The sequence below is a fragment of the Bradyrhizobium sp. WSM4874 genome (genome assembly GCF_055811835.1).
The window spans coordinates 14,804-40,284 of sequence record NZ_JBVVPR010000033.1; the positions used below are offsets into that span (position 1 = coordinate 14,804).

General features: G+C 65.0%; 22 protein-coding genes. 15 read left to right on the forward strand and 7 right to left on the reverse strand.

Translation table 11 applies throughout. The annotated features are described in order from the left end of the window. Positions 1-36 precede the first annotated feature (36 nt). Positions 37-1,311, forward strand: coding sequence for a cytochrome P450 (locus AC0L3P_RS27805; RefSeq protein ID WP_275173646.1), 1,275 nt, complete (start codon positions 37-39; stop codon positions 1,309-1,311). Between the two features lie 226 nt (positions 1,312-1,537). Here the strand turns inward: AC0L3P_RS27805 and AC0L3P_RS27810 are convergent, their stop codons facing one another. Beyond that, a complete protein-coding gene (locus AC0L3P_RS27810) occupies positions 1,538-2,458 on the reverse strand; it encodes a LysR substrate-binding domain-containing protein (RefSeq protein WP_275173645.1) in 921 nt (306 codons plus the stop codon). Between the two features lie 124 nt (positions 2,459-2,582). On the opposite strand from AC0L3P_RS27810, the gene AC0L3P_RS27815 reads away from it, so the two are divergent. From AC0L3P_RS27815 to mdlC, 4 genes are all read left to right on the forward strand, one after another. Next, positions 2,583-3,752 (forward strand): acyl-CoA dehydrogenase family protein, encoded by a 1,170-nt coding sequence (locus AC0L3P_RS27815; RefSeq protein WP_473306876.1) that lies wholly within the window; start codon positions 2,583-2,585, stop codon positions 3,750-3,752. Positions 3,753-3,762: 10 nt separating this feature from the next. Next, positions 3,763-4,866 carry a CaiB/BaiF CoA transferase family protein gene (locus AC0L3P_RS27820; protein ID WP_354061818.1) on the forward strand — a complete coding sequence of 368 codons (1,104 nt, stop codon included), beginning with the start codon at positions 3,763-3,765 and terminating at the stop codon, positions 4,864-4,866. A gap of 15 nt (positions 4,867-4,881) precedes the next feature. After that, positions 4,882-5,730 (forward strand): HTD2 family dehydratase, encoded by an 849-nt coding sequence (locus AC0L3P_RS27825; protein WP_473306879.1) that lies wholly within the window; start codon positions 4,882-4,884, stop codon positions 5,728-5,730. A 137-nt stretch (positions 5,731-5,867) separates the two neighbouring features. After that, complete coding sequence (mdlC, locus tag AC0L3P_RS27830) at positions 5,868-7,490, forward strand: benzoylformate decarboxylase (protein WP_473306882.1); 1,623 nt, start codon at positions 5,868-5,870, stop codon at positions 7,488-7,490. A gap of 163 nt (positions 7,491-7,653) precedes the next feature. On the opposite strand, the gene AC0L3P_RS27835 is transcribed toward mdlC, so the two are convergent. Next, entirely contained in the window at positions 7,654-8,430 is a 777-nt protein-coding gene (locus tag AC0L3P_RS27835; protein WP_473306884.1) for an SDR family NAD(P)-dependent oxidoreductase, read from the reverse strand. Positions 8,431-8,506: 76 nt separating this feature from the next. On the opposite strand from AC0L3P_RS27835, the gene AC0L3P_RS27840 reads away from it, so the two are divergent. Continuing rightward, the gene (locus AC0L3P_RS27840) at positions 8,507-8,968 is read left to right on the forward strand and encodes a MarR family winged helix-turn-helix transcriptional regulator (RefSeq protein ID WP_473306887.1); all 462 of its coding nucleotides are present in this window, start codon (positions 8,507-8,509) and stop codon (positions 8,966-8,968) included. A gap of 155 nt (positions 8,969-9,123) precedes the next feature. Here the strand turns inward: AC0L3P_RS27840 and AC0L3P_RS27845 are convergent, their stop codons facing one another. Both AC0L3P_RS27845 and trhA read right to left on the reverse strand, forming a co-directional pair. After that, positions 9,124-9,918 carry an SDR family oxidoreductase gene (locus tag AC0L3P_RS27845; RefSeq protein WP_473306889.1) on the reverse strand — a complete coding sequence of 265 codons (795 nt, stop codon included), beginning with the start codon at positions 9,916-9,918 and terminating at the stop codon, positions 9,124-9,126. 55 nt (positions 9,919-9,973) lie between these two features. Continuing rightward, positions 9,974-10,669: a PAQR family membrane homeostasis protein TrhA gene (trhA, locus tag AC0L3P_RS27850; protein WP_473306893.1), complete on the reverse strand. Its 696-nt coding sequence runs from the start codon at positions 10,667-10,669 to the stop codon at positions 9,974-9,976. Positions 10,670-10,853: 184 nt separating this feature from the next. Between trhA and AC0L3P_RS27855 the strand changes: the two genes are divergently transcribed. Both AC0L3P_RS27855 and AC0L3P_RS27860 read left to right on the forward strand, forming a co-directional pair. Next, positions 10,854-12,323, forward strand: a complete 1,470-nt coding sequence (locus AC0L3P_RS27855; protein WP_473306895.1) for a YcjX family GTP-binding protein — start codon at positions 10,854-10,856, stop codon at positions 12,321-12,323. Next, the gene (locus AC0L3P_RS27860) at positions 12,320-13,348 is read left to right on the forward strand and encodes a YcjF family protein (RefSeq protein WP_473306897.1); all 1,029 of its coding nucleotides are present in this window, start codon (positions 12,320-12,322) and stop codon (positions 13,346-13,348) included. Before AC0L3P_RS27855 ends, AC0L3P_RS27860 begins: the two co-directional genes overlap by 4 nt. A gap of 191 nt (positions 13,349-13,539) precedes the next feature. Here the strand turns inward: AC0L3P_RS27860 and AC0L3P_RS27865 are convergent, their stop codons facing one another. Next, a complete protein-coding gene (locus AC0L3P_RS27865) occupies positions 13,540-15,105 on the reverse strand; it encodes a glycosyltransferase family 39 protein (RefSeq protein WP_354062026.1) in 1,566 nt (521 codons plus the stop codon). Positions 15,106-15,442: 337 nt separating this feature from the next. Between AC0L3P_RS27865 and AC0L3P_RS27870 the strand changes: the two genes are divergently transcribed. From AC0L3P_RS27870 to AC0L3P_RS27885, 4 genes are all read left to right on the forward strand, one after another. Continuing rightward, on the forward strand, positions 15,443-17,179 hold the full coding sequence (locus AC0L3P_RS27870) for an adenylate/guanylate cyclase domain-containing protein (protein WP_473306900.1): 1,737 nt from the start codon (positions 15,443-15,445) through the stop codon (positions 17,177-17,179). Between the two features lie 135 nt (positions 17,180-17,314). Beyond that, a complete protein-coding gene (gene sorA, locus AC0L3P_RS27875; RefSeq protein WP_473306905.1) occupies positions 17,315-18,514 on the forward strand; it encodes a SorA family sulfite dehydrogenase catalytic subunit in 1,200 nt (399 codons plus the stop codon). A gap of 11 nt (positions 18,515-18,525) precedes the next feature. Then, entirely contained in the window at positions 18,526-18,834 is a 309-nt protein-coding gene (gene sorB, locus AC0L3P_RS27880) for a SorB family sulfite dehydrogenase c-type cytochrome subunit (protein ID WP_473306907.1), read from the forward strand. Positions 18,835-19,042: 208 nt separating this feature from the next. Beyond that, a complete protein-coding gene (locus AC0L3P_RS27885) occupies positions 19,043-19,243 on the forward strand; it encodes a cold-shock protein (RefSeq protein WP_007596519.1) in 201 nt (66 codons plus the stop codon). A gap of 169 nt (positions 19,244-19,412) precedes the next feature. On the opposite strand, the gene AC0L3P_RS27890 is transcribed toward AC0L3P_RS27885, so the two are convergent. Further along, complete coding sequence (locus AC0L3P_RS27890) at positions 19,413-19,874, reverse strand: Lrp/AsnC ligand binding domain-containing protein (protein ID WP_007596520.1); 462 nt, start codon at positions 19,872-19,874, stop codon at positions 19,413-19,415. 114 nt (positions 19,875-19,988) lie between these two features. On the opposite strand from AC0L3P_RS27890, the gene putA reads away from it, so the two are divergent. The 3 genes from putA (at position 19,989) to AC0L3P_RS27905 (ending at position 25,153) form a co-directional block, all read left to right on the forward strand. Next, on the forward strand, positions 19,989-22,988 hold the full coding sequence (gene putA / locus AC0L3P_RS27895) for a bifunctional proline dehydrogenase/L-glutamate gamma-semialdehyde dehydrogenase PutA (protein WP_473306911.1): 3,000 nt from the start codon (positions 19,989-19,991) through the stop codon (positions 22,986-22,988). Between the two features lie 114 nt (positions 22,989-23,102). Further along, the gene (locus AC0L3P_RS27900) at positions 23,103-24,308 is read left to right on the forward strand and encodes a CaiB/BaiF CoA transferase family protein (RefSeq protein ID WP_275173630.1); all 1,206 of its coding nucleotides are present in this window, start codon (positions 23,103-23,105) and stop codon (positions 24,306-24,308) included. A gap of 197 nt (positions 24,309-24,505) precedes the next feature. Then, entirely contained in the window at positions 24,506-25,153 is a 648-nt protein-coding gene (locus AC0L3P_RS27905) for a glutathione S-transferase family protein (RefSeq protein WP_473306915.1), read from the forward strand. Between the two features lie 118 nt (positions 25,154-25,271). Here AC0L3P_RS27905 and AC0L3P_RS27910 read toward each other — a convergent pair whose 3' ends face one another. Then, a complete protein-coding gene (locus AC0L3P_RS27910) occupies positions 25,272-25,436 on the reverse strand; it encodes a hypothetical protein (protein ID WP_473306917.1) in 165 nt (54 codons plus the stop codon). Positions 25,437-25,481: the final 45 nt, after the last annotated feature.

The following is a 25,481-nucleotide window of genomic DNA, read 5'->3' on the forward strand; positions in this document are numbered from 1 at the left end:
CGGGAGAGGTTAAGCAAGCAACTGGAGCAACCCACCATGAACATCCAAGCGCCGGTTAAAGTGGACAACGCCGAACGCATGCGCAGGGCTCGCGAGGAGGCCTATGCGACACCGCTGGCGCAGTTCCACCCCGGCGCGCCGAGGCTGTTCCAGGACGACACCCTGTGGCCGTGGTTCGAGCGGCTGCGCAAGGAAGAGCCGGTGCATTACTGCACCAACGCGCCGATCGAGCCGTATTGGTCGGTGGTCAAGTACGACGACATCATGCATGTCGACACCAACCACGGCCTGTTCTCCTCCGACTCGACGCTCGGCGGCATCGGGATCCGCGACGTGCCGGAAGGTTATGACTGGCCGAGCTTCATCGCCATGGACCAGCCCCGTCATTCGTCGCAGCGCAAGACGGTGTCGCCGATGTTCACGCCGACGCATCTGGACGAACTGGCGAAACTGATCCGCCAGCGCTCGCAGACCGTGCTCGACAATCTGCCGCGCAACGAAACCTTCAATTTCGTCGAGCGCGTCTCGATTGAGCTGACGACGCAGATGCTGGCCACCCTGTTCGACTTCCCCTGGGAGGAACGGCGCAAGCTGACGCGCTGGTCCGATGTCGCGACCGCGCTGCCCAAGAGCGGCATCGTTGCCTCCGCCGAAGAGCGCCGCCGCGAGATGGACGAATGCTACGCTTACATGTCCAAGCTGTGGAATGAGCGCGTCAATTCCGCGCCGCGCAACGATCTGCTGTCGCTGATGGCGCACAACGACGCCACGCGGTTCATGGATCCCGACAATCTCATGGGCAACATCATCCTGCTCATCGTCGGCGGCAACGACACCACGCGCAACACCATGACCGGCTCGGTGCTGGCATTGAACGAGAATCCGGAGCAGTACGACAGACTGCGCGCCAACCCGGAACTGATTGATTCCATGGTGCCAGAAGTGATCCGCTGGCAGACCCCGCTCGCGCATATGCGGCGCACCGCGCTGCAGGACACTGAAGTTGGCGGCAAACACATCAAGAAGGGCGACCGCGTCGTGATGTGGTACGTCTCCGGCAACCGCGACGAGGAGATGTTCGAGAGGCCGAACGAGTTCGTCATCGACCGCCCGCGGCCGCGCACCCACCTCTCCTTCGGCTTCGGCATCCACCGCTGCGTCGGCATGCGCCTCGCCGAACTCCAGCTCAAGATCGTCTGGGAAGAGATGCTGAAGCGCTTCGACCGCATCGAGGTGGTCGGCGAGCCCAAGCGGATCTATTCGAGCTTCATCAAGGGGTATGAGTCGCTGCCGGTGAGGATTCCGGGGTAGACTCATCCTCCGTCATTGCGAGCGCAGCGAAGCAATCCAGACTTGTCACCGCGGGGGGATTCCTGGATTGCTTCGCTACGCTCGCAATGACGAGATTTTGGCGACTTGTGCGCCTCGAAGCCCCAGCGGTGAACGCGGGAACACTCAGCTATAAAATTCCGGCATGACAGGTCACGCCAAATGCGAAGGCGAGATCGCGCGCGACTGTTCTACGACGTGGGCACGCCTAACTCAACTTGATGTCCCACACGCCGTCCTTGCGGCAGGCGGCGACCTCCTCGCGCAGGAGGGCGGTGACGGCAACCGAGGCCGTCGAGACCGGACGGTCGATCGGAGAGGCGAATATGAGCTCGCGCGTCATCGGCTTCGAGACGACAGCCGTTTCCAGCCGCCCGTCCGCGACCTCGCCGTGGACCGACGAGGGCGGCAGCAGCGCGAAGCCGAGGCCTTCCTCGACGAGGCTCGTGAGCACGCGGAACGAATCCGCCTCGAGCTGGACGTTGAGCTTGATCTTGCGTTGCGCCGCCGCGTGCTCAATCAGCGCACGGAGGCCGTGGGAATGACTGGGCAGCACCAGCCGTTGCCGCAGCAGCCAGCCGACATCGACGCTCTTCTTGCGCGCCAAGCCACAACCGCGTGGACCCACCGCGACGATGTTGTCGCGACCGAGGCTCTCCACGTTGAGATGCAGATCGGCGGAGCGGCCGTAGAGGATGGCGAGATCCATCTCGCCGCGATGCAGCCATTCGACGAGATGACCGCTGTAGCTCTCGACGATGCGCAGCGAAATGCCGGGAAACTTTTCGACGCAGCGCCGCGCGAAGCGCGCCGACAGCACGCAGCTCACGGTCGGGACCAGGCCAAGCACGACCTGGCCGGACGGCGGCCCCTTGGACGACTGGATGTCGTCCCGGATCTGGTCGATCTGCCGCACGATGCCGGAGGTGCGCGCCAGCAAGAGGCGGCCGGCATCCGTGAGCACCATGCCGCGGCCGTTGCGAGTGAACAATTCGGTGCGCAGCTCGTGTTCCAGCAGCTTGATCTGCCTGGAGAGCGCCGGCTGCGCCACACGCAACGTATCGGACGCCTTGGAAAGGCTGCCGAGCTCCGCCACGCAACTGAAGGTCCTGAGCTGACGGAAATCCATGCTTGCCAATCCTGGAAGGCTACTCCATACGCTATAGCAAATGAGCATAGGGGGCTGGCATTGTTTTCACAACGCCAGAGGATCGGCCGGCGTTATCCTAACTGCCGCACATACGGGAAACCCCATGAGTGAAGAACACCACACCGAAGATCACGCCGATATCCGCGAAGCCGTCGCAAAGCTCTGCGCGCAGTTTCCCGGCGAATACTGGCGCAAGCTCGACCGTGAGATGGCCTACCCCAAGGCCTTCGTCGACGCGCTGACCGAGGCCGGTTATCTCTCGGTGCTGATCCCCGAGGAGTATGGCGGCGCCGGCCTGAAGCTTTCTGCGGCCGCCGCGATCCTCGAAGAGATCCAGCGCGCGGGCTGCAACGGCGGCGGCTGCCACGCCCAGATGTACACGATGGGCACCGTGCTGCGGCACGGCAACGACGAGCAAAAGGCAAAATATCTGCCGAAGGTCGCGAGCGGCGAATTGCGGCTGCAGGCCTTCGGCGTCACCGAGCCGACCAGCGGCACCGACACCACCTCGCTGAAGACTTTTGCGCGCAAGGACGGCAACGCCGGCTACATCGTCAACGGCCAGAAGATCTGGACCAGCCGCGCCGAACATTCCGACCTGATGCTCCTGCTGGCGCGGACCACGCCGAAGGACCAGGTCAAGAAGCGCACGGATGGACTTTCGGTGTTCATCGTCGACATGCGCGAAGCCAAGGACAAGGGCCTCGAGATCCGCCCGATCCGCACCATGATGAACCACGCCACCACCGAAGTGTTCTTTACCGACATGAAGGTGCCGGCGGAAAATCTGATCGGCGAAGAGGGCAAGGGCTTTCGCTACATCCTCTCCGGCATGAATGCCGAACGGATCCTGATCGCGGCCGAATGCGTTGGCGACGCCAAATGGTTCATCGCGAAGGCCACCAATTACGCCAAGGAGCGCAGCGTTTTCGGCCGGCCGATCGGCCAGAATCAAGGCATCCAGTTTCCGATCGCCAAGGCCTACGCTGCGATGCGCGCCGCCGAACTGATGGTGAAGGAAGCGACGCGCAAATACGAGGCCGGGCTCGACTGCGGCGCGGAGGCCAACATGGCCAAGATGCTGGCGGCCGATGCGTCGTGGGAAGCGGCCAACGCCTGCGTCCAGACCCATGGCGGCTTTGGATTTGCCGAGGAATACGACGTCGAGCGCAAATTCCGCGAGACGCGGCTCTATCAGGTGGCGCCGATCTCGACCAATCTCGTGCTGTCCTTCATCGCCGAGCATGTGCTCGGCATGCCCCGCTCGTACTGAGGCAGCCATCATGGGAGCTCTTGACGGGATCAGGGTGATTGCGGTCGAGCAGGCGGTGGCAGCACCGTTCTGCTCGTCGCGGCTGGCGGATGCCGGCGCGGAGGTCATCAAGATCGAGCGGCCGGAAGGCGATTTCGCCCGCGGCTATGACGCGGCAGCCAAGGGCCAGAGCAGCTACTTCGTGTGGCTGAACCGCGGCAAGCAATCGGCGGTGGTCGATCTCGCCACCAAGGAAGGCTGCGCCGAGCTCGAGAGACTGATCGCGAGCGCCGACGTGCTGATCCAGAACCTCAAGCCGGGCTCGATGGACAAGCTCGGCTTTTCGCGCGAGCGGCTGCTGAAGGATTATCCCAGGCTGATCTCGTGCACGATCACCGGCTATGGCGACGAGGGCCCCTATGCGCACCGCAAGGCCTATGATCTCTTGATCCAGGCCGAGAGCGGCCTGGCCTCGATCACCGGCAATCCCGACGGCGCCTCGCGGGTCGGCATGTCCATCGTCGACGTCGCGACCGGCGCCACCGCGCATGCAGCGATTTTGGAGGCGCTGATCGGGCGCGGACGCACCGGCAAGGGCGCTGACATCCGCATCTCCATGTTCGACGTGATGGCGGACTGGTGCACCGTGCCGCTGCTCAACTCGGAAGCCGGCAATCCGCCCAAGCGCATGGGGCTGCGCCATCCCTCGATCGCGCCCTACGGCGTGTTCACGTCGAGCGACGGCAAGGACATTCTGATCTCGATCCAGAGCGAGCGCGAGTGGAAGACGCTTTGCGCAAAAGTGCTGGACCAGCCGGACCTGCCCGCCGATCCGCGCGTTGCGAACATGGTCGAGCGCGTGCGCAACCGCGACTTCACCGACAAGACGGTCGCGGATGCCTTCGGCAGGATGACGCGCGACGAGCTATTGAAGCGGCTGTCCGACGCCGACATCGCCTTTGCCGAGGTCAACACCATGGCCGATCTCACCAATCATCCGCACCTGCGCCGCATCGAGGTCGACACGCCGCAGGGGCCTGTCAGCTATCCCGCGCCGGCGCCGATCATCATCGGCGAGACGCGCAGCTATGGCGCGGTGCCAGGGATCGGCGAAAATCCCCAATCCAGGAAATAACAAGAGCGAGGCGTCATGACCGAGAAGCTCGACATCGATCATCTCAGGCAGTGGATCGGCCGCAGCGAAGAGGCAACCGACACCGTCACGGCGCAGCTCGTGAAGGGCCTGCGCGCGACGCTGTTCCAGGAGGTCGGCGCGCCCAAGGCGGGCGATGCGGCGCCGTTCACGGTGCATTGGTGCCTGGCGCAGCCGGTGTTTCCGATGTCGATGCTCGGCCCTGACGGCCACCCCACCCGCGGCGGCTTCCTGCCGCCGGTGCCGCTGCCGCGCCGGATGTGGGCCGGCGGCGAGATCGAGTTCCTGCAGCCGCTGCGCGTCGGCGATGAATCGACGCGAACCTCGCGCATTGCGGACGTGCAGGTGAAATCAGGCTCGACCGGCACGCTGTGCTTCGTCTCGGTCGAGCACAGCATCTCCTCGCCGCGCGGCATCGCCATCCGCGAGCGGCAGAACATCGTCTATCGCGAGATGACGACGACGCCCGCGCCGGCAAAGGCCCCGCCTCCGCCGCCGAAGGCGCAGCATCGCGAGACGCATGTCTCGGACCCCGTGCTGCTGTTTCGTTATTCCGCGCTGACCTTCAACGGCCACCGCATCCATTACGACCGCGACTACGTCACCAAAGTCGAGGGCTATCCGGGCCTGATCTTCCACGGGCCGTTGCAGGCAACGTTCATCATCGAGATGGCGGCGAAGCTGCACGGCGGCAAGGCGCCGAAGAAATTCACCTATCGCGGGGTGCAGCCGCTGTTCGAGGGTTCCGAGTTCTCCATCAACGCCAACGAGACCGAGGCGGGCATGGAGCTGTGGACCGCGAACGCGGAGGGACAGCCGACGATGAAGGGAACGGCGGTGTGGTGACGCTCTCTCCTCGTCATTGCGAGGAGCGAAGCGACGAAGCAATCCAGACTGTCACTGCGGAGAGATTCTGGATTGCTTCGCTTCGCTCGCAATGACGGGTGGGGCTGATAGCCGACAAACATCAGGGAACGGAAATCATGGCGAAGAACGGCAAGAGCGGCAGCAAATCCGTCACCGTCAAGCAGGCGACGCTCGACCTGCTGCGCTCCTTCGGCATCAAGAAGGTGTTCGGCAACCCAGGCTCGACCGAGCTGCCATTCCTGAGCGACTGGCCCGACGACATCGACTACGTGCTGGCGCTTCAGGAAGCCTCCGCGGTCGGCATGGCCGACGGCTATGCGCAGGCGACGCGCAATGCCGGCTTCGTCAACCTGCATTCGGCAGCCGGCGTCGGCAACGCGCTCGGCAACATCTATACCGCGCATCGCAACCAGACGCCGCTGGTGATCACCGCGGGCCAGCAGGCGCGCTCGATCCTTCCGTTGCAGGCATTCCTCTATGCGGAGCGCGCCTCCGAATTCCCGCGGCCCTACGTGAAATACAGCGTGGAGCCGGCGCGACCCGAGGACGTGCCGGCCGCGATCGCGCGCGCCTATTACACCGCGATGCAGCCGCCATGCGGGCCGACCTTCGTCTCGATTCCGGTCGACGACTGGGCGCATGCCGCAGCTCCTGTCGAATCCCGCAAGGTCAGCCGCGAGATCGGGCCCGAGGCTGATGCGATGACCGCGCTGGTCACAGCGCTCGGTTCGGCCAAACACCCTGCCCTCGTCGTCGGCCCCGGCGTCGATCGCGCCAGCGCGGTCGACCTGATGGTGCGCGTGGCCGAGAAGGCAAGGGCCAGTGTCTGGGTCAGCCCGTTTTCGGCGCGCTGCTCGTTCCCGGAACGCCATCCCCAGTTCGCGGGCTTCCTGCATGCCTCGCCGGCGCAATTGTCGGACGCGCTGCGCGAGCACGACCTCGTCATCGTGATCGGCGCGCCGGTGTTCACCTTCCACGTCGAAGGCCACGCCGCGATCTTCGACGGCGGCGCGACGATCTTCCAGATCACGGATGACCCCGATGCCGCAGCGGTGACGCCGGTCGGAACCAGCATCATCGCGACGATGAAGCCGGCGCTTTCAATGCTGCTCGATCTCCTGCCCGAGAACAAGCGCGCGGCACCGAAGGGACGTACGCTGCCCCCGGCCCCGCAAGCCGGCGATCCGCTGCCGGTCGAATTCCTGCTGCATTCGCTGTCGCAGGCGATGCCGGATGGCGCGTCGCTGGTCGAGGAAATCCCCTCGCATCGACCGGCGATGCAAAAGTTCATGCCGATGCGCGGTCAGGACAGTTTTTACACCATGGCGAGCGGCGGCCTCGGTTACTCGCTGCCGGCCGCGGTCGGCATGGCGTTGGGCAAGCCGAAGAGCCGCACGGTGTGCCTGATCGGCGACGGCTCGGCGATGTATTCGATCCAGGCGCTGTGGACCGCCGCGCAGCGCAAGCTGCCGCTCACCACCGTCGTCATCAACAATTCCGGCTACGGCGCGATGCGCTCGTTCAGCCAGGTGATGCAGGTGAGGAACGTGCCGGGACTCGAACTGCCGGGGATCGATTTCGTCCGGCTCGCCGAAGGCATGGGTTGCCACGCGGTGCGGGTGAGCAAGGCAGCGGAGCTGGGCGAGGCACTCAAGCGCGGGTTGGCGTTCGAAGGCACGAGCCTCGTGGAGGTCGTGGTGGACTCGGCGGTGCCGGTGCTGTACGGGCAGAAGCATTGACTGCGTCGTCCCGGCGAAGGCCGGGACCCATACCGCGCGATTCATCGATTGTGCGCGGCGCCAATCCCGAACAACCCATCTTCACCAAACGTCTCCCTGGGGTTATGGGTCCCGGCCTTCGCCGGGACGACACCAGGTTTTTGGCCAATGCCGCCGCGCAAATCTAAGACGCCAGGAATCCGCCGTCCGCCGCCAGCACATGCCCGACGACATAAGACGACGCGTCGGACGATAGCCACACCACCGCCTCGGCCACCTCCTCCGGGCTCCCCATCCGCCGCAGCGGCAGGCCCGCGCTGACGGTTGCGACATCGCCGACACCGGCGCGCAGCATCATGTCGGTGACGACGCGGCCGGGGGCGACGGCGTTGATGCGGATGCCGCGTGGAGCGTTCTCCATCGCAGCAGAACGTGTCAGCGAGATCGCCGCAGCTTTGGATGCCGAGTAGAGCGAGAAGCCGGGATTGGGGTTGCGCACGCCGCTGACGGAGGCGTTGACGACGATGCTGCCGCGGCCTTTCGCGAGCATGACCGGCAATTGATGGCGCAGGCACAGGAACAGCGCACGGACATTGGTGTCGAACACGCTGTCGTAGACATCCGTGCCCTGCTCCTCCAGCGGCGCGCGGCGCTCCTGGAAGCCGGCATTGTTGAAGGCGACGTCGAGCCGGCCGCATCGCTCGACGGCCGTGCCAACCAGGCGTGCGACGTCGTCCTCGCGCGTGATATCGGTCTTGATCGCGATGGCGTCCGCACCGAGTTCGCGGCACGCCGCGGCGGCGGCGTCGATCTCGGCTTCGCGCCGGCCCGCCACGACAACCGCCTCCGCGCCTTCGGACGCCATTCGCAAGGCCGTGGCACGACCGATGCCGCTGCCGCCACCCGTCACCAGGCAGACCTTGCCCCTCATCCGCGCCCCCGCCGGCGAAGTTCCGCTCATGGCTCGCTCCAAAACGCTTGCGCGCGCCGTTGCGCGCATATAGTTGTATGGTACAACTATATGCGCGGAGTCAAGCATGACCGGGCTTTCGCTGATCGACGACATCCGCGCGGCGTCGCGCCTGATGGTGCGCGAGCTCGGCTTCATGGATGCGACCGTGGCGGCATCGGACTATCCGCCGTCGGCCGTGCACACGATCCTGGAGATCGGTATCCGCGGGCCGATGAATTCGGGCGAGCTCGGCGATTTCCTGCGGCTGGAGAAATCGAGCGTCAGCCGCCTGGTGCGCAAGCTGATCGACTGCGGCGAGTTGCGGGAGACGCCCGATGACGCCGACGCACGCAGCAAGCTGCTGTCGCTGACGGCGAAGGGCCGCCGCACGCTGGAGGCGCTGCACGCGTTCGGACGGCAGCAGGTGAGTGGCGCACTTGCGGCGCTGACGGAGGCCGAGCAGCGCACGGTGCGGGAAGGGATGATGCTTTATGCGCAGGCTTTGCGGCAGAGCCGGGTGGAGGGCGAGGTGAAGTCGGCGGCGTGACCACCAGCGTCGTCCCGGCGAAGGCCGGGACCCATACCCACAGGCGGATGTGGTCACGAGGACTCGGAGTTTACGGCCGAGCCAAACAACTACTCCCTGGGATTATGGGTCCCGGCCTTCGCCGGGACGACAGCGAGTGTTGGCGCCCGCCTTCCCTACGTCCCGAATTCTTCCCGCATCCTGGCCTGGATCTTGGCCATGCCGCCGATCCAGCGGTCGTAATTCTCGGTCTTCTTGCGCATGTAGCCGAGCACCTGCGGGTGCGGCAGGATCAGGAACGTCTCCTGCGCGAGGCCGCCGAGCACGTCGTTCGCGACCTGCTCGGGCGAGAGGTCACCGTCGCCGGATTGCGGGCCCTTCGGAATCGAACGCAGCATGTTGGTGTCGACGCCCTGCGGGCAGAGGATCGAGACACGGATGTTGTGCGCCTTGTGCGAGATCGCGAGATTTTCGGCAAAGCCGACCGCGGCATGCTTGGTGGTGGAGTAAGCCGGACTGCCGACCTGCGACAGCAGCCCCGCGGCCGAGATGGTGTTGAGGAAATAACCGCCGCCACGCGTCTTCATGCGCGGGATCAGATGCCGCGCCGCATAGACATGCGCCATGACGTGAATAGCCCAGCTGCGCTGCCACGGCTCATCCGAGGCGCCGCCGGCATTGACCGACATCGGATCAAAACCGCCGCCGATGCCGGCATTGGAGCAGAACAATTCGATCGGGCCGAACTGCCGCTCGGTCTCCTCGATGACGTGGGAAATATCCTTTTCCTGCGCGACATCGCATTTGAACGCCGCGCCATCCACCGTGGCAGCGACCGCCCGCGCATTGTCCGCGTCCATGTCGGCGACGACCACCTTGGCCGCACCCGCCTTGTGAAACGCCTCGCAGAGCGCCTTGCCGATGCCGTTGGCGCCGCCCGTGACGACCACGACCTTGCCGGTCACCTGCATGCGACGTCTCCTCTTGTCTTATACCGCTTCGCTTATTCCGTTTCGCGGAGCTTGCTCAGCTCAACACGAGGTCGAGCACCGCGGTATAATGGCACGCCGCGCCGGCCAAGACAAAGCCGTGCCAGATCGCATTCTGGAAGCGCAGCCGCCGCCAGGCATGGAAGATCACGCCAAAGCTGTAGAGCAGTCCGCCCGCAAGGATGAAGCCCAGCACCAGCGCAGGCAGCGCCTTGACCACGGAATCGTAGAGCATGATGCCGCTCCAGCCCATTGCAAGGTAGATGCCGACCGCGACGCGGTCGAACCGGCCGGGGTAGAGAAGTTTGAGCACGATGCCAAGCATCGCCACGCACCAGACGCCGGTGAGCAGCACCAGCGCGAAGCCGCTGTCCTTCACCTCCAGGATGAACGGCGTGTAGGTCGCCGCGATCAGGAGATAGATCGCGGAATGGTCGAAGCGCCGCAGCAGCCATTTGGCCGGTGAGATCGGCCACAGATTATAGGTCGCCGACAACACCAGCATCGAGAGCAGGCCGGCGACGTAGATCGCGACGCCGACGATGTCGGTCGCGTCGGCATAGAGCACCGTCAGCACCACCAGCACGGTCGCGGCAATGATGCCGCAGAGCACGCCGATCGCATGGATCACGCCGTCGGCGATCAGCTCGGCGCGGTCGTAATGCCAGCCGATCGCGTCGGCGGCTGCGTGGACGGAGGAGGATGCGAGCTGTTTCAGTTGGAAGACGGTCATGGCAATCCGCAAAGTGAGACAATACCCTCTTGTATGGGTATTTCGGGATCGGCGCGTCGTTCAAACGGCTGATTTGCCGACAAAGACGGTGGAAGTATGAAGCTTGATTTTCCTCAGGCAGTTGCCATTTTTGTGACTAGTCCTTTTTGCGTATCCGCCCCCGCCCGGGATTCCCAACGTTCATATGGCATTTAGTTTCCAGGATATGTTCGAGGAGGCGCGCCTGTCGGCTCGGGCGCTGATCGACTACGGCGAGCATTTCTTCAATCCGACGGTACGATTGGGGGTTACCGGCCTGTCGCGGGCCGGCAAGACGGTGTTCATCACCGCGCTGATCCACGGTCTGACGCGCGGTGGGCGGTTTCCAGTGTTCGAGGCCATTTCATCCGGGCGGATCGCGCGGGCGCATCTGGCGCCGCAGCCGGACGACGCCGTCCCCAGATTTGCCTATGAGAGCCATCTGCGCGCGCTGATCGAGGAGCGGCGCTGGCCGAGCTCGACTGTGGACATCAGCGAGCTCAGGCTCGTCATCGACTACCAGCGCCAGAACGGCGCCGACCGCACGCTGACGCTCGACATCGTCGACTATCCCGGCGAGTGGCTGCTCGACCTGCCGCTGCTTCAGAAGAGTTTTGAGCAATGGTCGGCCGAGAGCCTGGCGCTGTCGCGCGAGGCGCCGCGCGTCCATCTTGCCGCGGATTGGCACGCGCATCTCGCAACGCTCAAGCCCGAGGCGCGCGAAGACGAGCAGGCGACGCTCACGGCCGCAAAGCTCTTCAGGGGCTATTTGCAAGGCTGCCGCGACGAGCGGTTTGCGATGAGCCTGCTGCCGCCGGGCCGCTTCCTGATGCCGGGCAATCTCGCCGACACACCGGCGCTGACCTTTGCGCCGCTCGACGTGCCCGCGGGCGGCCAGGCGCCGGAGGGATCGCTGTGGGCGATGATGGTGCGCCGTTATGAGGCCTACAAGGACGTCGTGGTGCGGCCGTTCTTCCGGGATCATTTTGCCCGGCTCGATCGCCAGATCGTGCTGGCCGACGCGCTCGCCGCGTTCAACGCCGGCCCCGAAGCGCTGCATGATCTCGAAGCCGCACTCGCGGGCATTCTCGACTGCTTCAACATAGGCCGCAGCACGTTCCTCAGCGGCCTGTTTCGGCCGCGCATCGACCGCGTGCTGTTCGCGGCGACCAAGGCGGATCACCTGCATCATTCCAGCCACGACCGGCTCGAGGCCGTGCTGCGCCGCGCGGTCTCGGGCGCCGTCGCCCGCGCGGAAACTACCGGCGCGGCGATCGACGTTGTCGCACTCGCCGCCGTCCGCGCCACGCGCGAGGCGCAGGTCGCGCATGGCCGTGACAAATTGCCGTCAATTTTGGGAACACCGGCCGCGGGCGAAAGCGCCGGCGGCGAGTTCTTCGACGGCAACACGGAAGTCGCGACCTTTCCGGGCGACCTGCCGCTGGATCCCGAGCCGCTGTTCAATGGCACCGATGCGTTCCGCGGGCTCTCGACCGGGCCCCACGAAAAGAGCGATTTTCGCTTTCTGCGCTTTCGTCCCCCGAAGCTCGAACGCGAGGGAGCCGACCAGCCGGCGCTGCCTCACATCCGCCTCGACCGTGCCTTGCAGTTCCTGATCGGAGACAAATTGTCATGAACGACCGATCGAAGCCACGGCGACCGGCGACGTTCCGGCTCGACGACCCCGGCGTCGTCGTCACGGAGGCAGACGAGACGACGCGGCTCGGCCGCACCACCATCCAGATCACGCCGGAGCCCGATCCGACGAATTTGCCGGTGCCGATCGCAGCGACGCTTCCGGCGCGGCGCGGCTTTCCCTGGGGCGCATTGTTCTGGTCCGGCGTTGCCGGGCTGACGCTGCTCGGCGTCGGGCTTGGTGTCGTCCGTCTGATCGAGGATCTGTTTGCACGCAGCGACAGCCTCGGCTTCGTCGGACTGGCGCTTGCCTCCCTCACCGCCCTTGCGCTCGCGGTGGTGACCGGACGCGAGGCATTCGGGCTGGCGCGGCTGGCAACCATCGAAAAGCTGCATCAGCGCGCAGCCGCCGTCCTTGCCAGCGACGATCGCAACGAGAGCCGTATCATCGTGCAGGACCTGCTCAAGATCGCGCATCAGAACCCGCAGCTCGCGCGCGCCCGCGCCACGCTGGAAAGCCACGCCGGCGAAATCATCGACGGCGCCGACATGATCCGGCTCGCCGAGCGCGAATTGATGTCGCCGCTGGACATCGAGGCGCGGCGGCTGGTGTCGTCAGCCGCGCAGAAGGTCTCGATCGTCACGGCGGTGAGCCCGCGTGCCGCGATCGACGTGTTGTTCGTATTCGTGGCGTCTCTGAGATTGATACGCCAACTTGCGCGGCTCTATGGCGGCCGTCCCGGCGCGCTCGGTATGATCCGCCTGCTCCGCCACGTCATCGCCCATCTCGCCATCACCGGCGGCATGGCGGCGAGCGACAGCCTGGTGCAGCAGATGCTCGGCCACGGCATTGCGGCGAAGCTGTCGCAGCGGCTGGGCGAAGGCATGCTGAATGGATTGCTGACGGCGCGGCTGGGCCTCGCCGCGATCGACGTCACACGGCCGCTGCCATTCGCGGCCCTGCCGCCGCCAAAACTGTCGGACCTCGCGACGGATCTGCTGCGGAAGAAGGATGAGGAGGAGTAGCGTTCTGTTCGCGACGCCCTCGTTTTCCCCTCTCCCCTTGTGGGAGAGGGTGGCTCGACGCGCAGCGGCGAGACGGGTGAGGGGTCTCTCTCCGCGCGCGCCTCTCGCAGTCGTCTTAGCCGATAGAGACCCCTCATCCGGCGCTTCGCGCCACCTTCTCCCACAAGGGGAGAAGGAAGAAGCCCGCCTTGCTAGGCGAGCGTACGCAACTCAAACTCGCCCGCCAGCACGCGCCACTGGAACAGCGGTGAGTCCTTCGGTGGCGACAGCTCCGGGGTCCAGCCTGACAGCTTCTCCACCACATACGTATCCATCACAAGACCGCGCCAGCGTCGTTCGACCTGGCCGAGTTGCTCGCGCTTGGCGGGGATGATCTCCCACAGCGGCGAACGATTGTCCGGCTCGCGTCCGACATAGATGCCGGCGTGCCCCCGGATCCGGTCCAGGCCGGGATCGCGAAAGTCCTGGAAGCGGCCGCGCTCGTTGATCTCGATCACGGGCACGCGGCCCCTGAACAGCCAGCGCATCATGGCATAGGTGCGATAGTCCGTCGTGGCGATCCAGGTCGCGCCGGTTTCGTCCAATGCGGCCTGTGCGCGCGCGGCGACCTGCTCGTAGCCGGACTCGGCACCGATCGGATCGATCTTGCCGAGCAAATTCCAGGGCGTGGCGACGTAATAGAGGAACACGACCACGACAAAAGCGATTCCCGAGACCACCGCCGTATTGGCCCAGAACAGCGACGACCTGATCATTCGCGCCGACCACTTCTCACGCGGCAGCATGGTGAGGTTGATAGCGGCGGCGGCAAAGCCGACCGGCCACATGAACATCGGCCAGGTGTCGCCGACGCGGAGGGTCAGCGATTTCGCCAGGAAATAGAGAAATGGCACCAGCACCGCGGTCGACAGCAAAATCGCGACCGGCTCGCGCGTGCGATAACCGCGCCACGCCGTCAGCACCACCCCTGTGAGCACCACCGGCAGCATGACGAAGCCGACCAGTCCGAATTGCAGGCCGATGTAATCGCCGAAGGTGCGGAGCGAGAAGCCGTAGCTGGTGGTGGCGCGCACGCCCTGGAAGCGGATCGCGGCCCAGTCGTGCTGCACGTTCCAGATCAGGACCGGCGAGAACACGGCGATTGCGATCAGGACCGCTAGATACGGATAGGGGCTGCGCAGCCAGCGCCAGCGCCAATCCGGCACCAGCAGAAAGGCGGCAACCGCCGGCGCGAACATGATCACGGTGAATTTCGACAGCATCGCCAGCCCGGCGAACAGGCCGGCCGCGAGCCACCAGCGGCCGTCGCCGCCCTGCGCAAGCCGCGCCAGGCACCACATCATCGCCACCGCAAACGGGATCATGGCGACATCGGGCGCAACCTTGGCCATCAGCAGGCCGTAATAGAGCGCGGCCTCCGGCATCAGTACCGCGAGCACGACGGCGCGCACATCATGGGTGAGGCGGCGGACGATGTCGGCGAGCAGGAGCTGCGTCACCAGCATCGCGACGATGCCGCCGAAGCGCACACCGAGCGTGGTGTCGCCGAAGATCGCAGTGCCGAACCGGATCAGCCAGGCGATGCCGGGGGGATGATCCAGGAAGCTGAGCGCCGTCTCCTGCGACCACGTCCAGTAATAGGCCTCGTCCGTACGCAGCTCGATGGCGGAGGCGTAGACCATGCGCAGCAGCGTCATCGCAGCAATGATCGCCGCGGCCATGACGAGCGGCCGGCGCGCCGCGCCTACGGGGGGCATCGTGATGTCGGGAGCTGTCGTCACGGCGGCGCTTTTCGCCAACCTGGGAGGGGGAGTCAATGTTGAGGGAAGAAACCTGTCATCCCGGGGCGCGACGTAGTCGCGAGCCCGGGACCCATAGCCACAGGGAGTGGCGTGGCACGAGCTGATCGCCACGAGTCGTCGCCAAACCCGGTCCGGTGGCTATGGGTCCCGGATCGGCGCGCGCCTAGGGGCGCGCTTGTCCGGGATGACGTTGAGAGTGCGGCTTGCCGCGGATGTGATCCCGTAAGCTATCCACCGCCGGAATTAAACGCGGCGCTGGCTGTTCTCCTTCATGAACTGATACAACAGAATCATGGCCGCAACCGCATCCTCACGATTTTCCGAGCTTTCCCGCGCCATCAGCTTGCGCCAGCTGCGGCTGGTCTGCGGCGTCATCCTGTTCGCCTATGTCATCAGTCATTTCCTCAACCATGCGCTCGGCAACATCTCGGTCGATGCCATGGAGATCGGGGTCTACTACCACACGCTGTTCTGGCAGTTCCTGCCTGTAACGATCGTGTTCTACACGGCGGCGCTCACGCATATGGGGCTCGGCATCTATGCATTGTACCAGCGCCGGCAGTTCCGCTGGCGGACGGTCGAGCCGCTGCAGCTCGTGCTGGGCTTGAGCATCCCCGCGCTGGTCATGGGGCATGTGATCGGCGTGCGGCTCGGCCAGACGCTGTACGGACACCAGAAACTCTATCCGCAGGAACTCTATCTGTTCTTTGTCGCATCGCCGGGTCGGATCTGGACGATGACGATCCTGCTTCTCATCGCGTGGGTGCACGGCTGCATCGGCATCTATTTCTGGCTTCGCCTCAAACCGTTCTTCATGCGCGCGGCGCCCTATCTGCTCGCGGCGGCCGTGCTGATTCCGACGCTGTCGCTGCTGGGTGTCTACCAAGGTGGCCGCAGCGTCGAGATCGAGGCCGACGATGGGGAATGGAGGACGCATAATCTCACGCGCCGCCAAGTTGGCACGGCTGCCGAGGCCACGACGCTCGACCGCATCACCGGCGGCCTCACCGCCGGTTATCTCGGATTGCTCGCCCTGGCGCTGGCCGCACGCGGCGTACGGGCCTTGCGCGAACGACGCGGTGGCATGATCGCGCTGTCCTACGGCAACGGCAAGACGGTGCGCGTCCCAAAGGGCCTCTCCGTGCTGGAGGCGAGCCTGCGCCACAATGTGCCGCATGCCAGCGTCTGCGGCGGCCGCGCCCGCTGCTCGACCTGCCGCATCCGCATCATCGGCGATCATGACGTCCTGCCCGAGCCCTCGCAGCGCGAGGCGTTCGTGCTCACCCGTGTCGGCACCAGCGACCCCTCGATCAGGCTCGCCTGCCAGCTGCGGCCGACGTCGGATCTCTCCTTCTTCCAACTCTTCACCGCGCATACCCTGACAGCGAGCGCGCAGGCCTCGACGCCCGCCAGAATCGGCCAGGAGCGCTATCTCGTCAGCCTGTTCGTGGACATGCGCGGCTCGACACAGCTCGCCGAGAAGCGGCTGCCGTTCGACACTGTGTTCATCGTCAATCGCTTCCTCGGCGCCGTCTCGCAGGCCGTGATTGAGAACGGCGGCCAGCCAAACCAATTCGTCGGCGACGGCATGCTGGCGCTGTTCGGACTGAGTGCCGATCCGCAAGAAGCCTGCCGGCAGGCGCTGAAAGCAGCAGCCGGCATCGCCGTGCATATCGACGAGCTCAACGAGCTCCTGAGCCACGATCTGCGCCAGCCGATCCGCTTCGGCATCGGCATCCACGGCGGCGAGGTCATCATCGGCGACATCGGCTATCGCGATCACATCGTCTTCACGGCGCTGGGCGATGCCGTCAACGTCGCGGCCCGGCTCCAGGACATGACCAAGACACTGGCCTGCGAAGCGGTCGTCTCGGAGGAAGTCCGCCGCACTGCCGGCCTTGCCGACGATGCGCTGCCGCAGCAGGAGGTCGCGATCCGCGGCCGCGACGAACCGATGGCCGTGCGCGTCGTCGCGGACGCCAGGGAGCTGTCGGCGTTGGTCGATCATGGCGAACGCGTCGCGGCGTAACACCGGCTTGCTGCAACGCAGCGGCATGGGCCTGCTGCGAAAGCACGAATTGACTTCATCGGGGTCGTTGCGACAGATGAGCGCGAGATTGCGGTGATGACCGCGATCAACGAAAAAGCTCCGGGAGGAGACCACATGTTCGATCGACGCGACCTGCTCAAAGGAGCGGGCCTTGCCGCTGTTGCGACTGCACTGAACCCGACCAAGGCGCTGACACTCGACACCGTCGCCCTTCCCTTTGCCAATGGTGAACGGCCCTTGGTGAAATATCCGCAGAAGCGGCCGATGATCGGCCTGACCAGCCGCCCGCCGCAGCTCGAGACGCCGTTCGCGGTGTTCAACGACGGCCCGATCACGCCGAATAACGCGTTCTTCGTGCGCTATCACCTTTCCGACCTGCCCTACAGTCTCGATCCCGACAAGTTCACGCTCGAGGTCAAGGGCAAGGTCGACAAGCCGCTCAAGCTGTCGCTGAAGGACATAAGGAAGATGAAGGCGACCGAGATCGTCGCCGTCAACCAGTGCTCCGGCAACAGCCGCGGCTTCCTGGATCCGCGCGTGGCCGGCGGCCAGCTCGCCAACGGCGCGATGGGCAATGCGCGCTGGCGCGGCGTACCGCTGAAGGCCGTGCTGGCGATGGCGGGCGTGCAGAGCGGCGCCAAGCAGGTCACCTTCAACGGCATGGACGGTCCGGTCAGCGACAAGACGCCCGATTTCGTCAAGGCACTCGATATCGATCATGCCAGCGACGGCGAGGTGATGCTGGCCTATGGCATGAACGGCGAGGACCTGCCCTTCCTCAACGGCTTTCCGCTGCGCCTGATCGTGCCCGGCTATTTCGGCACCTACTGGGTCAAGCACCTCAACGAGATCACCGTCGTCGACAATGTCTATGACGGTTTCTGGATGAAGTCGGCCTATCGCATTCCCGACACGCCCAACAATGCGGTCGAGCCCGGCACCGCACCGAAGGCGACGATCCCGATCAACCGCTTCACCATCCGTTCCTTCATCACCAGCGTCCCCGACGGCGCCAAGCTGAAAGCAGGCGGCACCACGCTGCGCGGCATCGCCTTCGACGGCGGCAAAGGTATCAAGGAGGTCGCGGTCTCCACCGATGGCGGCAAGAGCTGGACCAGCGCCAAGCTCGGCAAGGATCTTGGCAAATACTCGTTCCGTGAATGGACGCTGCCGGTGAAGCTCGCGGCGGGCTCCCACGAGCTCAAGGTGCGCGCCACCGGCAATGGCGGCGAAACCCAGCCGGATACGCCGCGCTGGAATCCGGCGGGTTATCTACGCAACGTCGTCGAAACCGTCCGCGTCACCGTGGCTTGAGGGGAATGATCATGCAGCGCACCGTTTTCCTCGCCGTCTCGTTCGCCCTCGCCGCCGTGGTGGGTTCGGCACTTGCAGCACCGGTCAATTACAAGACCCCCGATGAGGTCGCGGCGTTCAAGCCCGGGCCCAATCTCGAAGTGGTTCAGGGCAATTGCACGGCCTGCCACTCGTCCGACTACATCAACACGCAGCCGCCAATGAAGGACAAGAAAGGTTTCTGGCAGGCCGAGGTGACCAAGATGATCAAGGTCTATGGCGCCCCCATCGACGATGCCGATGTCGGCAAGATCGTCGATTATCTGGCCGCGACTTATTGACGGATGGCGCGCGGCGCGCGGACCAAGTGACCGCGAAACGGGCAAATCCGGCAAAAACGCCGCGAAGTTGAGCGGAATTCGGCGAAATGCCGATGTGGTTTGAGCTACCAAGCCAGCCACATTCCGCGTATCGTATTAGGACCGAACCGGCCGGTTGGCGGGGACTGGCGGTTCGAGATCTCGGAGGAAGACCCGCGGAGAAGTCGTGATGGCTAAAGGTACGGTCAAGTGGTTCAACCCGACGAAGGGTTATGGATTTATCCAGCCTGCGTCGGGCGGCAAGGATGTGTTCGTGCATATCTCGGCAGTGCAGAAAGCCGGTCTGTCGTCCCTGAACGAAGGACAGACGGTGGAATATGAAGAGATCGCAAACCGAGGCAAAAGCTCCGCAGAGAACCTCAAAGTATAAGCCCGCCGGCTTTTGCTAACTCCCGGATCGATCCGGGAGCCGGGCCAAGAAATTTCAGAAGACGGTCAGTGCACTCGACGACAGGCGTTGCGATTGCACACGGAGAACTATTTGCCCGCGAAGACCGCCCGTTCGACGCCACAGCAATGACAATCGCGACGGCACTTCGTTAGTCCACCGGCAATGGTGCGTCGCGCTTGATCTCTTCCATCACCGCATAGGTTCGCGTTTCGCGCACGCCCGGCATCGACAGCAGGGTCTCGCCGAGGAAACGTCGATACGCGGTCATGTCGGCCAGCCGCGCCTTCACAAGATAGTCGAAGCCGCCAGCAACCATGTGACACTCCAGCACCTCGGGCGCGAGTTTCACCGCGCGCGCAAAACGCTCGAAATTGTCGGGCGTGGTCTTGTCGAGCAGCACCTCGACGAACACCAGGAGCCCGAGGCCGAGCCGGTGCGGGTTGAGCCGCGCGCCATAGCCCTCGATAAAACCCTCTCGCTGCAAACGCTTCAGCCGCTCGCCGATCGAGGTGGGCGACAGCCCGATGCGTTCCGCGAGCTCGACATTGGCGATTCGCCCGTCTTGCTGCAAAATCGAGAGGATTTTCCGGTCGGTTCGATCTAATTCCATAGTTCATAAGGCCAAATAACTCGATAGCTTCATTTTCTAAGCCGAATGAGCTAAATTGTCTATCGAGCTAAGGTCGCGTGGGCATTATCCTGGATTGGAGCCACAGGACACGCCATGCCGAACGTTCCGCCTCCCTTCTCCGCAGCCTACGCGCCCGATGATGCCGACATCGCCGCGCGCCTATTGCCATCTGCACATCTCGGCGCGCCGCAGGAGGCGCGGATCGATCGCACCGCGACCCGGCTGATCGAAGCGATCCGCAAGCGCGACGACCGGCTTGGTGGGGTCGAGGACATGCTGCGGGAGTTCGCGCTCTCGAGCAAGGAAGGGCTCGCCTTGATGGTGCTGGCCGAGGCGCTGCTGCGCGTGCCGGACGCGCGCACCGCCGACCAGTTCATCGAGGACAAGCTCGGCGAGGGCGACTTCATCCACCACGAGACCAAGTCCACCGCCTTCCTGGTCAACGCCTCGGCCTGGGCATTAGGCCTCTCGGCGCGGGTGATCCAGCCCGGCGAGACGCCCGATGGCACCATCGGCCGGCTGGTGAAGCGGCTGGGCGCACCGGCCGTGCGCACCGCCACGCGCCAGGCGATGCGGCTGATGGGCAATCATTTCGTGCTGGGGGAGACCATCGCGCAGGCCCTGGAGCGGGCCCGGCCGCGCTCCGGCGAGAGGCCGCGCTATTCCTTCGACATGCTCGGCGAAGGCGCGCGCACGGCCACTGACGCCAGGCGCTATTTCGACGCCTATGCCAGCGCGATCGAGACCATCGGCAAGGCGGCCGGCAACCATCCCCTGCCCGACCGGCCCGGCATCTCTGTCAAGCTCTCGGCGCTGCATCCGCGCTTTGAGGCGATCAGCCGCGACCGCGTGATGGCTGAGCTGGTGCCGCAACTGCTGGACCTTGCTCAGCGCGCCAAGGCCCATGATCTCAATTTCACCGTCGATGCCGAGGAAGCCGACCGGCTGGAATTGTCCCTCGACGTGATCGCGGCAACGCTCGCCGATCCCTCGCTTGCCGGCTGGGACGGATTTGGCCTCGCGATCCAGGCCTATCAGAAGCGTGCCGGCGCCGTGATCGACTATGTCGATGCGCTCGCCCGCGCGCATGACCGCAAGCTGATGGTGCGGCTGGTCAAGGGTGCCTATTGGGACACCGAGATCAAGCGCGCGCAGGAGCGCGGGCTCGACGGCTATTCCGTGTTCACCCGCAAGGCGATGACGGATCTGAACTACGTCGCCTGCGCCCAAAAGCTGTTGAGCCTGCGGCCACGCATCTTCCCGCAATTCGCCACCCATAACGCGCTGAGCGTCGCGACCGTGCTGGAGCTTGCCGGTGCGAACGGCGGCTTCGAATTCCAGCGCCTGCATGGCATGGGCGAGGCGCTCTACGAGCAGCTCGCCAAGGACCACCCCGACATCGCCTACCGCACCTACGCCCCGGTCGGCAGCCATCGCGACCTGCTCGCCTATCTGGTGCGGCGACTGTTGGAGAACGGGGCCAACTCCTCCTTCGTGGCGCAGGCGTCCGATTACCGCGTGCCTGTTACGGCGCTGTTGCAACGTCCGGCGGATGCCGTTGTCCGGCCGCAGCAGGCGGCCCATCCCAAGATTCCGTTGCCGGGCGATCTGTTCGCGCCGGAGCGGCGCAATTCACGCGGCGTCGAATTCGGCGCGCGAGCCGCGCTCGACCGGTTGCTGACCGACGTCAAGGCCGAGAGGATCGATCTCAAGCCGATCGCCGATGCAACGCCGGATCAGGCCAACGCGGCCGTGACGGCTGCGCGCGCGGGCTTTGCCGCCTGGAGCCGGACACCCGCAGCCACGCGCGCGGCGGCGCTGGAGCAGGCCGCGCATCTTCTGGAGAACCGCGCGCCCCATTTCATCGCGCTGCTGCAACGCGAGGGCGGCAAGACGCTCGACGATGCGCTGTCGGAGCTGCGCGAGGCCGCCGACTTCTGCCGCTATTACGCCGCGCAGGGTCGCAAGCTGTTCGGCAACGATGTGGCGATGCCGGGTCCGACCGGCGAGAGCAATGCGCTGGCCATGCGCGGCCGTGGTGTCTTCGTGGCGATCTCGCCCTGGAATTTTCCACTGGCGATCTTCCTCGGCCAGGTCACGGCCGCGCTGATGGCCGGCAACAGCGTGGTGGCCAAGCCCGCAGAGCAGACCCCGCGCATCGCGGTTGAGACGATACGGCTGCTGCACGAGGCCGGCATCCCCGCGAGCGCGCTGCACCTCGTCGTCGGCGACGGCCGCGTCGGCGCCGCGCTGACCGCGCACCCCGATATCGCCGGAATCGTCTTTACCGGCTCGACCGAGGTCGCGCGCAGCATCAACCGGGCACTGGCGGCCAAGGACGGCCCCATCGTGCCGCTGATCGCCGAGACCGGCGGCATCAACACCATGATCGCGGATGCGACGGCCTTGCCCGAGCAGGTCGCAGACGATGTCGTCACTTCGGCGTTTCGTTCCGCTGGCCAGCGCTGCTCGGCGCTGCGGCTGCTGTTCGTGCAGGAGGACGTCGCCGACCGCATGATCGAGATGATCGCGGGCGCGGCGCGCGAGTTGAAGATCGGCGATCCAAGCGACGTCGCAACCCATATCGGCCCGGTGATCGATATCGAGGCCAAGCAGCACCTCGATGCGCATATCGCACGAATGAAGACCGAGGCGCGGCTGCACTTTGCCGGCAGCGCGCCGGAGGGCTGCTTCGTCGCGCCGCATATTTTCGAGCTTGGCGATGCCGGCCAGCTGACCTCGGAGGTGTTCGGCCCGATCCTCCACGTCGTGCGCTATCGTGCCGAACATGTCGAACGCGTCCTGCAAGCCATCGAGCGCACCGGCTACGGGCTGACGCTCGGCATCCATTCCCGTATCGACGATACGATCGAGGCGATCGTCGACCGCGTCCAGATCGGCAACATCTACGTCAATCGCAACATGATCGGCGCCGTGGTCGGCGTACAGCCGTTCGGCGGCAACGGCCTGTCCGGAACCGGTCCGAAAGCCGGCGGCCCGCACTACCTCGCGCGCTTTGCGACCGAGCAGACCGTAACGATCAACACCGCCGCAGCCGGCGGCAACGCTGCCCTGCTCGCAGGGGATGAGTGAGGCGCGGCGAGGAGCGTTGCATCCCGCCGAAACATCGGTCTAATGCTGCCCGTGACGTGGCCCTCGCCAATTCCAGCGCGCGGGAAACAACACGAGCGAGGGAGCAACGGCGCGATGGAAAAGGGCATTTTTGCAGGGCTCAAGGTGCTGGATTGCGCGAGCTTCATCGCAGCACCAGCCGCCGCGACCGTGCTGTCGGATTTCGGCGCCGATGTCGTCAAGATCGAGCCGCCCGGCGCCGGCGATCCCTACCGCAACCTGCCCAACATTCCGGGCTATCCGACCAGCGAGCACAATTTCGCCTGGCTGCTAGAGGCCCGCAACAAGAAGAGCATCGCGCTCGACCTCGCAAAGCCCGAGGCGCAGGCGGTGCTCTACAAGCTCGTCGAAGAGGCCGACGTCTTCATCACCAACATGCCGCCGCCGGTGCGCGCCAAGCTCGGCATCACCTATGACCACCTCGCCCATCTCAACGACCGGCTGATCTACGCCTCCTTCACCGGCTACGGCGAAAAGGGCGAAGAGGCCAACAAGCCCGGCTTCGACAGCAACGCCTATTGGGCGCGCTCCGGCCTGATGGACCTCGTCCGCGCCGACACCGACACGACGCCGGCCCGCTCGGTCGCCGGCATGGGCGACCATCCCTGCGCCATGGCGTTCTACGGCGCCATCGTCACCGCGCTGTACCAGCGCGAGAAGACCGGCAAGGGTTCGCATGTCGCCTCCAATCTGATGGCGAACGGCGTGTGGGCTGCGAGCGTGCTGGCGCAGGCAAAGCTCTGCGGCGCCAAGTTCGCCGAGCGGCGGCCGCGCGAACGCGCGTTGAACGCGGTCGCCAACCACTATCAATGCAAGGACGGCCGCTGGCTGATCCTGTCGCTGTTGAGCGAGGAGAAGCAGTTTCCGACGCTGGCCAAGTGTCTCGGCCGCGAAGACCTCATCACCGATCCGCGCTTCGCTACCAAACCCGACCGCCACGCCCGCTCCGTCGAGCTGATCAAGATCTTTGACGAAACCTTTGCGACCAAAGATCTCGCCGAATGGCGCAAGATCCTCGACGGCAATGGACTCGTGTTCGGCATCGTCGGCATTTTGGACGACATCCCGAACGACAAGCAGATGCTCGACAACGAGGTTCTGGTGCCGTTCGAGAACGACACCATGCTCACCATCTCCAGCCCGATCTGGATCGACGGCGCCAAGAAAGTGCAGCCGCGCAAGCCGCCCGGCGTCGGCGAGCACAGTGACGAGATTTTGCGTGGCGCGGGATACGACGACGCCGCGATCAAGCAGCTGCGGTCGCAGGGGGCGGTGGGGTAAGGAGCCGACGGCGGTGATACATTCACGCTGTCGTCCCGGCGAAGGCCGGGACCCATATCCCAGAGAGGAAGTTGTCGCCCAAGCCGACAACTCCGAGTCCTCGCCAAACCATATTCGGTGGCTATGGGTCCCGGCCTTCGCCGGGACGACCGTAAGGGGATAGCTTACTTCAACAATCACGGCCATCGCGAGGTCACATGCCCAGCTACCGCCTGCACTACTTCCCCGAATCCGGCAACAGCTACAAGCTGGCGCTGATGCTGACGCTTTGCGGCGAGAGGTTCGAGCCGGTCTGGACCGACTTTGGCGGCGGCGTCACGCGCACGCCGGAATGGCGCAAGAGCGTGAACGAGATGGGCGAGATTCCCGTGCTCGAAGTCGACGGTGTGAAGATGACGCAGACCGCGCCTCTCCTGCTCAAGCTTGCCGAGCAATACGGGCGTTTCGGTGCCGAGACCGAGGAGGAAAAGTTCGAGCTGCTGCGCTGGCTGTTCTGGGACAACCACAAGCTCACCGGCTACATGGCAACCTACCGCTTCATGCGCGCGTTCACGCCAAACAACGACCCGCAGGTGCTGAAACACTTTCGCCGACGGCTCGAGGATTTTCTCGGCATTCTCGACGGCCATCTCCAGCATAATGAATTCGCGATCGGCACCGGGCCGACGGTCGCCGATATCTCGATGATGGCCTATCTGCACTATCCGAGCGACGAGCACGGCTTCGATTTCGCGGAAAGCTATCCCGCCATCCACGCCTGGCTTGGCCGCATGGCCGCACTACCCGGGTGGAAGCCGGCCTACGAGCTGCTGCCCGGCAAGCGGATGACGAACTACGCGAAGTGAGGGCGCTCGCGCCACTTCGTCTCGGCGTCATGGCCGGGCTTGTCCGGCCATCCACGATCTTGAGCGTGGACACCAGAACGTGGATGCCCGGGACAAGCCCGGGCATGACGAAAGAATGCTACTTCAACGCCAGCCAGCCGAGCGTGACCAGGATTCCGCCAATGATGACGACGACCGCGACCGCCCAGGTGCTGACGCGAACGCTGCCGCCGACCTGCTTGGCTTCTTCATTCTGCGCGATCTCGCGATTGCGCTCCTTGTTGGCGTCGCTGGAGTCCGTCATGGGTCATCCAAATCGCTTTGTGGGCTTTATCTTGCGCGTGATCTT

Excerpts from the sequence above, each read along its gene's own strand:
- AC0L3P_RS27900 (WP_275173630.1), top strand. The coding sequence starts at position 23,103 with ATGGAAAAGGGCATTTTTGCAGGGCTCAAGGTGCTGGATTGCGCGAGC.
- trhA (WP_473306893.1), bottom strand. The coding sequence starts at position 10,669 with ATGACCGTCTTCCAACTGAAACAGCTCGCATCCTCCTCCGTCCACGCA.
- AC0L3P_RS27835 (WP_473306884.1), bottom strand. The coding sequence starts at position 8,430 with ATGAGCGGAACTTCGCCGGCGGGGGCGCGGATGAGGGGCAAGGTCTGC.
- AC0L3P_RS27890 (WP_007596520.1), bottom strand. The coding sequence starts at position 19,874 with ATGGAATTAGATCGAACCGACCGGAAAATCCTCTCGATTTTGCAGCAA.
- AC0L3P_RS27905 (WP_473306915.1), top strand. The coding sequence starts at position 24,506 with ATGCCCAGCTACCGCCTGCACTACTTCCCCGAATCCGGCAACAGCTAC.
- AC0L3P_RS27815 (WP_473306876.1), top strand. The coding sequence starts at position 2,583 with ATGAGTGAAGAACACCACACCGAAGATCACGCCGATATCCGCGAAGCC.
- AC0L3P_RS27825 (WP_473306879.1), top strand. The coding sequence starts at position 4,882 with ATGACCGAGAAGCTCGACATCGATCATCTCAGGCAGTGGATCGGCCGC.
- mdlC (WP_473306882.1), top strand. The coding sequence starts at position 5,868 with ATGGCGAAGAACGGCAAGAGCGGCAGCAAATCCGTCACCGTCAAGCAG.
- sorA (WP_473306905.1), top strand. The coding sequence starts at position 17,315 with ATGTTCGATCGACGCGACCTGCTCAAAGGAGCGGGCCTTGCCGCTGTT.
- putA (WP_473306911.1), top strand. The coding sequence starts at position 19,989 with ATGCCGAACGTTCCGCCTCCCTTCTCCGCAGCCTACGCGCCCGATGAT.
- AC0L3P_RS27870 (WP_473306900.1), top strand. The coding sequence starts at position 15,443 with ATGGCCGCAACCGCATCCTCACGATTTTCCGAGCTTTCCCGCGCCATC.
- AC0L3P_RS27805 (WP_275173646.1), top strand. The coding sequence starts at position 37 with ATGAACATCCAAGCGCCGGTTAAAGTGGACAACGCCGAACGCATGCGC.
- AC0L3P_RS27820 (WP_354061818.1), top strand. The coding sequence starts at position 3,763 with ATGGGAGCTCTTGACGGGATCAGGGTGATTGCGGTCGAGCAGGCGGTG.
- AC0L3P_RS27860 (WP_473306897.1), top strand. The coding sequence starts at position 12,320 with ATGAACGACCGATCGAAGCCACGGCGACCGGCGACGTTCCGGCTCGAC.
- AC0L3P_RS27885 (WP_007596519.1), top strand. The coding sequence starts at position 19,043 with ATGGCTAAAGGTACGGTCAAGTGGTTCAACCCGACGAAGGGTTATGGA.
- AC0L3P_RS27865 (WP_354062026.1), bottom strand. The coding sequence starts at position 15,105 with ATGCCCCCCGTAGGCGCGGCGCGCCGGCCGCTCGTCATGGCCGCGGCG.
- AC0L3P_RS27810 (WP_275173645.1), bottom strand. The coding sequence starts at position 2,458 with ATGGATTTCCGTCAGCTCAGGACCTTCAGTTGCGTGGCGGAGCTCGGC.
- AC0L3P_RS27845 (WP_473306889.1), bottom strand. The coding sequence starts at position 9,918 with ATGCAGGTGACCGGCAAGGTCGTGGTCGTCACGGGCGGCGCCAACGGC.
- sorB (WP_473306907.1), top strand. The coding sequence starts at position 18,526 with ATGCAGCGCACCGTTTTCCTCGCCGTCTCGTTCGCCCTCGCCGCCGTG.
- AC0L3P_RS27910 (WP_473306917.1), bottom strand. The coding sequence starts at position 25,436 with ATGACGGACTCCAGCGACGCCAACAAGGAGCGCAATCGCGAGATCGCG.
- AC0L3P_RS27840 (WP_473306887.1), top strand. The coding sequence starts at position 8,507 with ATGACCGGGCTTTCGCTGATCGACGACATCCGCGCGGCGTCGCGCCTG.
- AC0L3P_RS27855 (WP_473306895.1), top strand. The coding sequence starts at position 10,854 with ATGGCATTTAGTTTCCAGGATATGTTCGAGGAGGCGCGCCTGTCGGCT.